Raw genomic sequence first — 13,618 nt, 5'->3', positions numbered from 1 at the left:
GACATCGATTAATGTTATTTTAATGTCTATTGAGCAAAAAAAGTAACATTAAAGTACAGATTTAACACAAAAAACAATGCTTATTATTAACCTTTAGATATCTTTAAAACCATATTTTTATCAAGACCCTCGCCGATTGAGTATAATTTAGACAAAGCTATGTTTTTCAGGTTAAAAAATTTACACCATAGATGAAAGAAATTGCTTTGAATCAGGAATGCGAACAAAGTTTACCGATTAAAACGTCTTTTTCATGACAGATAGTTGCGATACCCACCATAAAATGTTAGTCTTCACCAGCTTTTTAGTATGAGTAGTTAATTTATTGAGGTATATAGGAAATGCGCCTAAGTATTATTTCTTCTGTCGTAGTCTCTGCACTAGCACTAACTGCATGTGGTGGCGACGACAACAATAACAATTCCACAACGAAGCCTGCAGCAAAAGATCATAGCTTTGCGGTAACAGTATTAAACACTGAAAACGCAACTGTTTTCCTTGATGCAGACAAAGACGGCAAGTTTGACGCAGAAAAAGAAGTTTCTGTAAAAACAAACAAAGACGGTGTTGCTTCTTTCAAGAAAGACGCAAAAGGTAAAGACCTAACAGCAGAAACAAAAGTAGCGCTTCAAAAGCTAGCTATCGTAGCTAACGTTGTTGCTGGTGAGTCAAAAGTAAACGGTCAGCTTTCTCTTGACGGTTACACGCTTTCTTCTGGTCAGTTCAACGCTGTTGTTTCTTCTCTAACAACTTTCGTCAATGCTTACGCAACAGATAAAAAAATCGCTGTTGACGCTGCAGAGACAAAGCTTAAAGAAACTTACCTTGGTAAAGAGTCTGAAGTTTCTCTTCTAGTTGACCCAGCAAAACAGCTTGAAGAAAAAGCTGAAGCTTCAAAGAAAGCAGCTGAAGCTGTAGAAGCTGCTGCAAAAGAAGTTGAAGCTGCAAAAGAAGCAAAAGCAGCTGCTGACAAAGCACTTGCAGAAGCAAAAGAAGGCGACGACAAGAAAGCACTTGAAAAAGCTGTTGCTGATGCAAAAACTGCGCTTGAAACAGCTGAAAAAGATCACAAAGAGAAGAACACTGCAAAATCTAAAGCTGCTTCAACAAAAGCTGCTGCAGAGAAAGTATTCTCTATCGCTCGTAACTTAGTTCTTTTCTCTGATGTCGATGCAAGCAAAATTGCAAAAGCAATTGCTGACGTTACAGCAGAACAAGCTGATGACTTCACGAAGCTAGCCGTTAAAGTAACTGAGACTACAGCAACAGATGCTGATGGCAAGGAAACTAAGACTAAAGCATATACTGCTGAAGTAGTTGACAACAAATCTGCTGCTGCCTTTATCAAAACAAATGCTGTGTTCGCTCTAGGCCAAGACAAGCTTGAAGCTGTAGAAGCTGCCGCTAAGTTTAGTCAAAACCTAAATGAAAACAAAAAAGGCCTAACTGAAGCTGAAGCTGAAACAGTTGAAGTCGCTAAAGAAATCGCTCGTCTAGTACACACATTTAGCACAACAACTGATGGTGCTAGCGAAGCTGGTCGTAAAGCTCAAATCGAAGCTCTAAATGCAGGCTATGAATACACTGCTGCTGAAGGCGAAGATCCAGCACAAGTGACTCTTACTGAAGAAGGCGCTCTTGTTGTTACTTACGCGTTTACAACTAAGAAAGTAGCTGAAAAAGACGTTTCTATCGTTGTAGTTACTCCTGCTCGTCGTGACGCTGAAGAAGTTTCATATGTATATACAGCGAAGAAAGCTGCTGTAGCTGCACAAGATGCAAAGCCAGCTGAAGGTGATAAAGAAGCAGTTCCTGCGAAAGAAGCACAAGCAGCTCAACCTGCAACTGTTGCACTTTCTAAAACAGAAAACGCTGGTACTAAACGCACTGAATTAAGCGCAACTGTAGCTGTTTATACTTCTGAGCCAAAAGCTGAAGCAGAAAAAGCAACTTCTCAGGTTATGTTGAGCCAAGCAAAAGTTACTGTATCTACTGTAACACCTGCAGCTGCTCCTGCAGAGAAAGAGACAGTTAAGTTAGTTTCTGAGAAAACACTTGTTGCAAAAGCAAGCGAGAAGTACGCGACTGCAGCAATGACGATCCCAGCAGAAGAAACAGCTGAGCGCTATGTTGCTGAGACAATCACGAAGAAGCTTGCAAACGGCGACATCGAGTTTATCTCCAAAGAAGTTAAGTTCAATTCTTTCGAGCAGAACGCTTTAGAAACAAGTGTTATCGATACTGACGTTGATACTGTTAAGACTCTTGAAACTACGGTTTCTCACGCAACTTTCTCAACTGCAACGAAAGCTGATGAAGAAGATGCGAAGAAAACTATTACAACTTACAGCTTCGGTGAGTTCTCTCTAAGCAATGCTGCATACGCAGTAAGCTTTAAGTCTCCAGAGCTTTCTGCTGAAGATAAGAAAGTTGTTGCTGGTGAATACGGTCAAGTTGACGTTGCTGGTCAAAAAGCTGCGACAATCCGTATCAACGAAACATCTGTTGATTACTACGTTGACTTTGCAAATGACAGCGGTGTAGCTCTATTCAGAGAAAGACCATAAGGCTAATCTAAACCCAATTTAGATATAGAGTTAAAAAAGGCCGCATTCGCGGCCTTTTTACTTTCTACCTTTCACTCTCCACATCTCAAGCCAATCCATACCTGACATCAGATGATCAAAACAAACTATGCGGTGAGCTCATTTCTTTGAGGGTTCCACACATCTCTTCTGCGTCATAGTCAATCTGGGCGATTCCTGCCGTGTCGAAGATGTCTGTGCTGGTGTTCCGTGTAAAACGCTCTAGTAAATAACTGACAAGTGGCATGTGGGAGACAATCAAGATTGTTTTGGGTTGTTTAATTTCAATGAGTGCATCAACATAGTCACAGACGGTTTCTGGGTTGCCAGATGGGATCAAGTCTTCCGACTCCTGTTGAAAGTTGGGTGACAGGAAAGGTAGCATGACTTGGGTGGCTGTTTGTACTGCGCGAACATATGGGCTATGTAGGAGCATATCGATATGTTCTACCCGCTTTGAGAGCCATTGACCCATTTGTGTAACTTCGTGAATACCTTGCTGCGTCAATTGGCGCTGTGCATCATCTCGTTGGAGTGGTTCTGCCTGTCCATGGCGCATAATCAAGAGCTGGACCATCTATTTGCTCCAAAAGTTTGAAAAAGCAATTATAGTTATATGAACATACTGCGTCATCGAACGAAATATAACCGAAAATCAAAGGACGCCATACCGTCAATTGTTTCGGTTGATTGCATTAAACACCAATCATTTATTGAAGTCTAGTTTCGAACGAAGGGATGGTACGGCCATTGAAAAAAAGTGACAACGATCCGAAAGCCTATCGCGCAATCACGCTCGATAATGGCCTCCGTGCATTGTTGGTGCACGATCCAAAAACAGATAAATCGGCCGCTTCCCTGACCGTGAATTGTGGTCACTTCGACGATCCGCAGCATCGACAAGGGATGGCTCACTTTTTGGAACATATGCTATTCCTTGGCACCAAAGAGTTCCCACAGCCGGATGAGTACCACAAATTTATTGCAGCCCACGGCGGGAGCGATAACGCCTGGACTGGCACCGAGCATACCAATTATTACTTTGATGTCGACAGTCAGTACTTTCAGGATGCACTCTACCGCTTTAGTCGCTTCTTTACTTGTCCTCTGCTCGATAAAACCTATGTCGAAAAAGAACGCCAAGCCATTGATGCAGAATATAAGATGAAATTGCAGGAAGACAGTCGACGTATTTATCAGGTCCATAAAGAGACCGTCAATCCTGCCCACCCTTTTTCTAAATTCTCCGTCGGTAATTCCCATACATTGGCGGATAGGGCTGAATCCTGCCTCCAAGAAGAACTTGTCCAGTTTTTTGATAAGCATTATCAAGCACCGCTCATGACCTTAGCTGTATGTAGCAACGTTCCGCTTGAACAACAAGCAGAGTGGATCGAGTCCTGGTTTGGTGAAGTCCAACATGGCGGACAATCCAAAAAAGTCATCGATACTCCACTCTATTTACCGGATCAGAAATCCGCTTTGATCGGAATTCGACCCAACAAGCATGCACAAAAGCTGATCTTGAGCTTTGCCATGCCAGCCATTGATAAATATTACCAACGCAAAAGCATCGTCTTTTTAGCACATCTTTTAGGGCATGAAGCGCAAGGATCTTTACTTAGTTGCTTGCGGGGACGGCACCTTGCAAACGCACTCTCCGCAGGCGGTGGGATCAACGGGTCGAACTTTAAAGACTTTAATATCAGTATTGATCTCACGGATCATGGTGTCAGTCGATATCTGGAAATCGTTGCTTTGTGCTTCCAATATATTCAAATCGTTTGGGATAACGGATTACAGGATTCACTTTATCAAGAAAAGAAATGCCTGCTCGATCTCGCCTTTCGTTATCAAGAGCCCCAAAAAGCAATCAAACTCGTCAGCCATTTATCCGTGAATATGCAGCATTACCCAGAAGAAGATTATATTTACGGTGATTATCGAATGGATGGACTGTCGATGGAAGATTATGACTCACTTCGCCCTCTCTTCCACCCCAGTAACTTAAGGATCGTCCATTTACACCCGGATGTTGAGGCCTATCAAACGGCTAAATGGTATCACACGCCTTATTCTATCCGAGCCATTACTCAGGAAGAATGCGACCGAATGCTACAACCAGTCGCTAGCGCAGAAGAGTTACATATTCCGGATAAAAACCCCTACTTAAGCGGGGATATCCAGCTCCACCCTATCGGGCAGCAAAGTAACCAACCTGAGCTGCTCACTGATTCCGAGTCATTCCTCGGTTGGTATAAACAAGATCAGACCTATCGCGTGCCCAAAGGACATATTTACGTGGCGTTTGATTTGCCAGAAGCCATGAAAAAGCCTTGTGCTATGGCCCAGGCACGTTTATTTGCGGAGCTGTTCTTAGACGCCGCAGCAGAACCATTTTATCCCGCGGAGCTTGCTGGCATGCACTATCATATCTATGTGCATCAAGGTGGCCTGACAATGCATACCTCAGGCTTAAGTACTTTCCAGGGAGAACTTGTTTTATCCTTGCTTGAGAGGCTGTATCAGCCAAGTTTTCTTGAAAGCCGCTTTGAGGAACTCAAAACTCAGCTCATTCGTCACTGGTTTAATAGCTCAAAGAATAAACCAATTTCACAGCTCTTTAGTGCGTTGTCATCCCGGCTTCAACCCAATAATCCATCTGCTGTGCAAATGGCGAACGATCTTGGAACAGTCACTTTAGCAGACTTTCAATCATTTATTCAAAGCTTCTTTGAATCTGTCCATGTTGAGCTATTAATCCACGGTAATTGGCTGCCTGATCAAGCGGGTGAACTCATCCAAACCATGCAGGAACGGCTCACAAAACACAGTCGTCCATCACAAGAAATGCAGCGGGAGTTATGCTCAATTCGAGGCGAAGGTCAGCTCACTTTGGTTGAGCCGACCGACCACGCTGATAGCTGTATCATCATTTATTACCAAACCCCTTCGAAAAGCGACCAGGACTGTGCGCTGTTTATGCTGATCAACCACCTTGCTTCTCCTGAATTCTTCCATATTCTCAGAACTGAGAAACAATTGGGGTACCTTGTAGGCACTGGATTTATCTCACTTTGTCGACACCCTGGCATCGCTTTTTATATTCAATCCCCCAATACACCCGTCGATGAACTTTTAGCACATATTGACGAATTCATTCATGGATTTGAAGAAGAAGTCAAAAATATGAGCGAAGAGGACTGGCAAAAAATGCAACAGGGATTGCTTGCGCAAATCTTAGAGCCAGACAATACATTGCGGATCCGCAGCCAACGATATTGGGCAGCGATTACCGACAAAGATGTCAATTTCGACCAAAGACAGCGTGTTGCCTCCATTATTCAAAGTGTTGAACGACAACAACTTCTTTCCTATTTTCACCATGAGTTTTGCAATAACTCAGCCAGAATGATTGTGACCAATGAAAAATTGGCGCATAATAAGCAACTTAGAGACATAAATCGTTGTAAATTACAGCTCTGGTAATGAATGTATGTTTCCTTCGAGCATGCTTATCAGTTGCCGCTGACATCATGAAATAACAATAACTAGCCAAAGGTTGTCTATGTTGGTTCGCCATCATAATCATTGCTTCATTCAATACTTGAAGCGTATTTTTCCTGCATGTTACATCACCTTGATCTCCGTTTCTTTTCACTCATTGGGTCATGAACCAGCGACAACGTTCTCCAGTCAAACATGGAGTGGTGGTCTCAGTATTCTGTTTCTTGCCACGGCACTGATGACTATTTGTTACTATCGCAAAAAATGGCGTGATAGCCATACCTTATATCAATCCTCTTTGACCCAGCTCAATCAGGAAACATGGGAATGGCATTGTCAAACGGGCTTGTTCCAACGTTCCAATAAAGGTAATCTCTTTGCAAATATTGCCTGCGACGGACACATTAACCCACCCTGTAAGCCTCTGATCCATCCAGAAGATCTGGAGCGTGTCATCCATGAATTGAACCTCCACTTATCCGGTCAAACCGAGACATTTGAGCTTATTTATCGGATGCGCGGCAAGCAGTCCCAATGGCTTTGGGTACTGGATAAAGGCCAAGTCGTAGAGCGCGATGAGCAACAACGCCCCATCCTGATGCTTGGCACTATTCAAAATATTACCCAACTGAAAGAAGCCCAGACAAAACTCAGCCTAGTCATTGGTTGCTTAAGTCGTATTTCCGACTCAGTCATTGTGCTTGATCATGGGTTTCGGATCATTGAATTAAATATTTCAACCCTGACATTATTCAACGCCAATATCCTACAACTCAAAGGTTATCCGCTATTTCGTATCTGCCTCAAAGATCATGAAGACGAAATCAAACACAGCCTGAAAATCACCGGTGAATGGCAAGGGGAAGTCTGTCATCCGTTCGATACACTCAATAAAAAATCCTGCCATGTGTCGATCAACAGCACTGGGAATGATGAGCTGGAAGACAATCATTATATCGTGATCATTAAAGATCTGACGGAACAAAAAGCAGCAGAAGCTCAGCTAAGACGAGTATCCCGCACCGATGCCTTAACGGGACTTCCAAATCGCAGTGCGTTTTTAAAGGACATTGAAGCACTTACCCAAAATGAAACACCCCATGCGTTGCTATTGCTGGATCTCAACGACTTTAAGAAAATCAACGACACAATGGGCCATGAAGTTGGTGATCAGCTGATTGTTCAACTGAGCCAACGCTTCAAATCTAATCTTCCAAAAGCCCATGGCCTTTATCGACTTGGAGGTGACGAGTTTGCCGTACTGATGTCAGAGACAAATGACTTTGTCAGTATTACGCATATTGCACGGGAAATGCTTAAACTCGTTGATTTGCCTTTTCTGCTCCACCAGCAGGAAATGGTCGTTGCAGGAAGTGTTGGTATTGGCCTGTTTCCCGAAGATGGCAGCACTTCAGATACACTGCTTCGAAATGTCGACACGGCGATGTACTGTGCAAAGGAAGCGGGGATTAGCAAATACGTGTTCTTTAGTAAGTTCATGAACCAACAAGCGGTCGAACGATTACAAACGGAAAACTTGATCCGACAGGGACTCAAAGAACATCTGTTCCAAGTGTATTATCAACCGAAAATGTCTGTCACTACAGGCGAGCTCAAGGGGATGGAAGCATTGGTGAGATTTATCTGCCCACAACGCGGCAGCATCAGCCCCGCATCCTTTATCCCGATTGCTGAAGAAACTGGACAGATCATCGAAATCGGTGAGGTTGTTTTAGAAAAAGCCTGTCGCGACTTGCGTAAATGGCAAGAGTATTATGGCTTTCAAGGCCGAGTGGCAATCAACCTTTCTGCCCAGCAATTTAATCTACCCGATCTTTCTGAGCGATGTGCAAAAATCCTGCACCGCTGTGGTGTCAGCCCCCAGATGGTTGAACTGGAGATCACCGAAGGTGCTGTAATGAAATCCCCAGAAAAAGCCATCGCAACGATGTTTGCCTTGCGGAAAATGGGGATCCACCTTTCAATGGATGACTTTGGAACGGGATACTCTTCCCTCTCCTACCTCAAGCGTTTCCCCATTAATACATTGAAAATCGATAAAGCATTTGTCGATGACATGTCCTCAGAGAATGGCCTCAGCATGGTCAAAACTATTTTGAGTATTGCCAGAAATCTCGGCTTGGAAGTCGTCGCAGAAGGTGTGGAAACGGATGCTCAGTACCAATTCCTCAAACAGGAAAAATGTGAATTTATCCAGGGTTATTACTATTCTCAGCCTCTATCCATGCAGATGTTTGAGTCTTTTTTGCAAAAAGAAATGGCCTCACAAGCATCCGCAGATGCCTGTTAGTTTACTTCTCATCTGTCGCAATTGACGAGGACGCGACAGAGCTAAGCTTATTTCGTATAAGCTGACTGACGATAGCGTTTATTGGTCTATCGTCGGTGCATCTCTGCGGTTGCGATCTCGCTCGTAGGTCTCGCTGTCCGCTGCAGCCCGTTTACTAAATACGGTATAGAGCTTCTTCTGAGTTGTGATGCTCTTTTTGTATTTCATCCAGACCCGCTCTTCATCCATCTCTGCTTCTGCTTCACCGTGACATACTTTGAGAAAGTGCTCTTCATCCTTGGTTGCTGGTGTCCGTTTCCCTTCTTCCAGTTCCTTAAATGCTGCACCAAAATTCTCCAATATGGACGATTCCTGGATTGTAAAGTCTCCAGAACGGCTAAATCCTTGCGGGTAATTTGCGTCGTCGAAAAAACGGCGATTTGTTTCAAAACCTTGTGCCATGTCAACCCCCTTTTCTTCCTCAAGAAGTGGTATTTACACGCCAATACAACGTGCCCAATTGCGCTGATTCAATATCCAGAGATTTTCGTTGGCAGTATGGAACAAAGTATGAAAAATGCAAACTTTGAAACAAAAAATCAGACCTGTTTATGAATAAAATTTTTAGTATTTTAAATTAATCATTCAATATCAATTAGTTAATGAACCTTGTCAGTCACTTCATACTTCAAGCACCAATAAAAATTAATTTTTATTTAACATTTTTGTTGATCAGTTGTTTCAAATGTGTTTTCATATAATCCGCATTTGGTTAACAACTTTTTAATCTTGTGTGTAAACTGCTAGAAAGCAACAGTTGTTAGCGCTCTATATGAGCGCTCTTTTTAGCAAAGTCATGAATAATGCGCTATCAACGAGAAAATTAAAATAACATTTTCTTCACATTTGATGCGTTTTGGTTTGTCTCCCAGTCATCTCTCAAACTGCTGGGAAGCGAAAAAGAACTGCACCAGATTGGCTTCATTCAATAGCCATTATGGTCAGCTCATTTTTTGTAAGGAAGTGAAGTGATATGAAAAACCTATTCGTAAAAACATTAATCGCAGCTGCAATTCCTGCTGCGCTAGTCACATGCTCTGTTTCTGCTGAAGAACAAGAGGTCTTTAAAAGCCGTTTTATCGTCAAATACAAACAGCCTGAAAATGGCGTGATGTCACGTGTCTCTCAACGTGTAGTGATGGAGACTGCCGCTGAAACCGCTTCTGATGATAAGAACACTGTCGAATATCTCCGAGCTATGGGTCTTGCCGATTACCACGTCATGGGTGTTAAAAAGAATTTATCGAAAGCCGAGAAAGACGTGCTTATCGAAGAGATGAAACAAGACCCGAGTATTGAATCTGTTGAAGAAGACCAAGTACTCCAACACTTCGGTGAGCCAACCGACCCATATTACACACGCCAATGGAACCTTTCTGAATCTACAGCAGGCTTGAACCTTCCAGCAGCATGGAACAAAGCAACAGGTGAAGGTGTTGTCGTCGCAGTCCTCGATACCGGGTATCGTCCACACGCGGATTTAAAAAATAACTTACTGCCTGGTTATGACATGATCAGTGACACATTCATGGCGAACGACCGTAATGGTCGTGACGCTGATGCGCTTGACCCAGGTAATGCAACACGTCCTGGCCAATGTGGCCGGAATAAGCGTGGCCGCAGCAGTTCTTGGCACGGTACTCACGTTGCCGGGATCATCGCAGCAGAAGCGAATAACCATCAAGGGATTTCTGGTGTTGCCTACAACGCGAAGATTGTGCCGGTTCGTGTTCTTGGGCGTTGTGGTGGTTTAACATCTGATATCGCTGACGGCATTGTCTGGGCGGCAGGTGGTTCCGTTCCTGGTGTACCAGATAACCCGAACCCAGCAAAGGTCATCAACTTAAGTCTTGGTGGACCAGGATATTGTCAGCGCCAGACACAACAAGCAATCAACTTCGCTCGTTCACAAGGGGCAACTATCGTTGTTGCAGCAGGTAACTCAAACTCAGACGTATCTCGAGTTACACCTGCAAGTTGTGAAGGCGTCATCTCTGTTGCTGCACTTGGCCGAAGTTCTTCACGTGCAAGCTACTCAAACTACGGTTCAAAAATTGATATCGCAGCACCTGGTGGTGATGGCCGCAATGGTATCCTTTCAACTGTTGACGCTGGTTCAACTTCTCCGAAAGGCGATGCGTATGCACCATCTCAAGGGACTTCACAAGCTGCACCACATGTTGCAGGTGTCGCGGCGATGATGTATGAATTGAATCCGAACCTTACACCAGATCAAGTTGAGTCAACCATTAAACAAACAGCACGTGAAGATAACTGTTACAACTGTGGTTCTGGTTTGATTGATGCAGATGCGGCCGTGAAAGCTATCTCAGGTGCAGGAAACCCAACACAGCCTGAGCCTCCGCAAACAACAACTGAACTTGCAAACGGTGTCGCAAAAGCAGTTGCTGGTACAAAAGGCGAAAAGCTTCGATTCACATTCAAAGTGCCACAAGGTGCAACGAATGTCAGCTTCAAGCTAAACGGCGGTTTTGGTGATGCAGATATGTTTATCCAACGCGGTTCGGAAGCATCTGAGTCCAGCTTCCTGTGTAAGTCCGAGACACCAGATAACAATGAAGCTTGCTCAATCCGTTCTCCACAACCAGGGACGTACCATGTGCTTGTGTATGCATGGGCTGACTTCAGCAATGCGAAGTTGTCGGCAACATATCAAAAAACCGGAAATAACACGGGCACACCTGGGTTTAGTAAAAAGATCACGGATATCCGCGGCTACCAAGGTGACTGGAACCACTACCGCATGACAATCCCACAAGGAACAAAAACCTTAAAAGTGAAACTGTCTGGTGGGTATGGAGATGTAGATTTGTTCATGAACTACGGTCAGAAAGCAGGTATTCGCTCTTACTTCTGTAAATCAGAAAGAGAGAACACAAGCGAAACATGTATCATCCGCAACCCGAGAGCAGGACAATGGTACATCGGTCTTCGCGCCTTCAACAGCTTCGGCAACGTCACGATGGATGTTGAATACAAGTAAGACTTCTAAACGCTAATAAAATCGCTAAACACCATTGAGGATCTCAGATGAGATCCTCTTTTTTTTGACTGCTACTCTTTTTCCTTCGTCCACTCACCCATCCAGCGGAAGACTTCACCGTACCAGTGGATCAGGTTATCGCGTTTTAGGATCCAATGATTTTCATCTGGATAAATCACAAGGCGTGATGGAATATTTTGGCGCTGCAGTGCCGTATATGCACCAAGGCCCTGTGCGTATGGTACACGGAAATCTTTTAAGCCGTGGATGACCAACATTGGGGTTTTCCAGTTTTTCACAAATGCTGCTGGATTATATTTTTGGTAATCCGCTTCTTTGTTCCAATATGGACCACCAAGATCATGCTCAGGGAACCAAAGTTCCTCTGTCGATTGATAGAAACTTGGCATATCGAATAGGCCCGCATGATTGACAAGACAGTGGAAACCATCCGGCCAATTGCCTGCAATCCAGTTCATCATATAGCCGCCGTATGAGCCACCGAGCGCGCAAGCACGGCCCCGATCGAGCCATTTTTCTTTTTCTGTGATGTAAGCCAGACCTTTTTGCAAATCTTCAAGTGGTTTGCCGCCCCAGTCACGTGAGATAGAATCGGTGAACTTTTGGCCATAACCAACTGAACCGTGAAAGTCGATCATCACAACGCCATAACCCGCAGCAGCCCAAAGTTGTGCATTCCATCTCGGGTGGAATGAGTTACTAAATGACCCCTGTGGTCCCCCGTGAACAAGAAATGCGATTGGGTATTGTTTCCCTTCCTCAAAATTCCAAGGCTTAACAGTAAAACCATAGACCGTTTCGTTATTCCAGCCAGGGAAGCTAAACTGCTGGAATTCGCCCATCTTAATACCCTTGAGTTTTTCGGCATTCACTTGAGTCAGCTGAGTTAGGTTTTCACCATCTTTGGTGACACGATAGACGTCGCTTGGTGAGGAAAGCGTCTGGCGCACCATGTAAACATCTTGTCCGCGCACATCAATGTGGCTGACTTTTCCGTCTGCAAAAATTTTGCGAACATCGCCAAAGCTTGTGCTAACTTCAAAAATACCGACTTGCCCGATATCCTGAGCCAAAGCATAAATAGAGCGGTTATCCGGACCAAAAGCTAATGTACGCACAGAACGGTCCCAAAGTGGCGCGACTTCTTTTGTTTCACCAGTGCGAAGATCATGGAGCATCAAGCCAAAACGATCTGCTTCAAACCCTGGCTTTTTCATTGCCATATAAGCAAGGAAGCGGCCATCTTCAGAGAATGTTGGATGACTATCCCAAGCGAGGTTTTTTTCAGTTAAATTTGTGGTTGCAAGGGATTGAACATTCACACTGAATAAATCAAAGTTGGTTGTCCAAGCATGATCTTTCCCTGGCTTCTTCGCAGAAAACACCAAGCGTTTTCCGTCTGGAGAAAATGCAACTTCTTCCATCCCAGAAAATGGTTTTGCGGGTGCATCAGTGTCCCAACCACTCATCACATCAACCGCTTTGCTGATCAGCTTTCCTTTTTCTTTATGAGAGACGAATAAATGTGTACGTAGCTCGTCTTCCCAAGTATCCCAATGACGTACCATCAATTTATCGTAGACTTGTCCTGTATGCTTGCGGGTCTCTTTCGTTTTCTTTTTTCGGTCCACAGTACATTGAAGATCGGGGCAATCCGGATAAGTATCCATCGCGAAGACAAATGTAGACTCATCTTTCGACAGCTTAAAACCATGAATTGCAACTGGAAGATCCGTTATTTGGTTCGCTTCACCACCATAGAGTGACAGTTTCCAAACCTGTTGGGTACCGCTGCGTTTGGAAAGAAAATAAATCGCTGTCGAGTCTTCTGCCCAAATCACATTTGACTCACTTCCTTTTGTTGACGTCAAACGCATATCTTCTGCGGGAGAAGCAGTGCCTGTCTTACTCGATAGTTTACGAAGATATAGATCATCTGAAGTTGCTTTTCCGTTTGCATCTTTGTGGGTCACACCATATACCAAATGTTTTCCATCCGGCGAAACGACTGCATCATGTAATGCATTGAAAGCCGTTAATTCTTCGACCTGAAGTGGTCTGTCTTGTGCTGTTGCGCTAAAGGCTGCTGCAACAAGCGTCAAACCTGCAATACCTTTTTTCATTATTCTATCCCCAATAAAGAAGCGCCCC

Annotated in this window: 7 protein-coding genes; 4 read left to right on the top strand and 3 right to left on the bottom strand. The window is 44.0% G+C overall.

Features of this window, described 5'->3' with window-relative positions; all coding sequences use genetic code 11:
- Positions 1-341: 341 nt before the first annotated feature.
- Positions 342-2,567 carry a hypothetical protein gene (locus C505_RS0110410; RefSeq protein WP_018692558.1) on the top strand — a complete coding sequence of 742 codons (2,226 nt, stop codon included), beginning with the start codon at positions 342-344 and terminating at the stop codon, positions 2,565-2,567.
- A 115-nt stretch (positions 2,568-2,682) separates the two neighbouring features.
- Here C505_RS0110410 and sixA read toward each other — a convergent pair whose 3' ends face one another.
- Entirely contained in the window at positions 2,683-3,162 is a 480-nt protein-coding gene (gene sixA / locus C505_RS0110405; protein WP_018692557.1) for a phosphohistidine phosphatase SixA, read from the bottom strand.
- A gap of 173 nt (positions 3,163-3,335) precedes the next feature.
- On the opposite strand from sixA, the gene C505_RS0110400 reads away from it, so the two are divergent.
- On the top strand, positions 3,336-6,074 hold the full coding sequence (locus tag C505_RS0110400; RefSeq protein WP_040439777.1) for an insulinase family protein: 2,739 nt from the start codon (positions 3,336-3,338) through the stop codon (positions 6,072-6,074).
- Between the two features lie 79 nt (positions 6,075-6,153).
- Complete coding sequence (locus tag C505_RS22045; RefSeq protein WP_018692555.1) at positions 6,154-8,403, top strand: putative bifunctional diguanylate cyclase/phosphodiesterase; 2,250 nt, start codon at positions 6,154-6,156, stop codon at positions 8,401-8,403.
- Between the two features lie 78 nt (positions 8,404-8,481).
- Here C505_RS22045 and maoP read toward each other — a convergent pair whose 3' ends face one another.
- Positions 8,482-8,844 (bottom strand): DUF413 domain-containing protein, encoded by a 363-nt coding sequence (gene maoP / locus C505_RS22040; RefSeq protein WP_018692554.1) that lies wholly within the window; start codon positions 8,842-8,844, stop codon positions 8,482-8,484.
- Between the two features lie 571 nt (positions 8,845-9,415).
- Between maoP and C505_RS0110385 the strand changes: the two genes are divergently transcribed.
- Entirely contained in the window at positions 9,416-11,446 is a 2,031-nt protein-coding gene (locus tag C505_RS0110385) for a S8 family peptidase (protein WP_018692553.1), read from the top strand.
- Positions 11,447-11,517: 71 nt separating this feature from the next.
- Here the strand turns inward: C505_RS0110385 and C505_RS0110380 are convergent, their stop codons facing one another.
- Positions 11,518-13,590: a S9 family peptidase gene (locus C505_RS0110380; RefSeq protein ID WP_018692552.1), complete on the bottom strand. Its 2,073-nt coding sequence runs from the start codon at positions 13,588-13,590 to the stop codon at positions 11,518-11,520.
- Positions 13,591-13,618: the final 28 nt, after the last annotated feature.

It is taken from the genome of Algicola sagamiensis DSM 14643 (assembly GCF_000374485.1).
Classification (GTDB): Bacteria; Pseudomonadota; Gammaproteobacteria; order Enterobacterales; family Alteromonadaceae; genus Algicola; species Algicola sagamiensis.
Note: the sequence above shows the minus strand (reverse complement) of the source record. Positions and strands in the feature narration are given on the sequence as shown.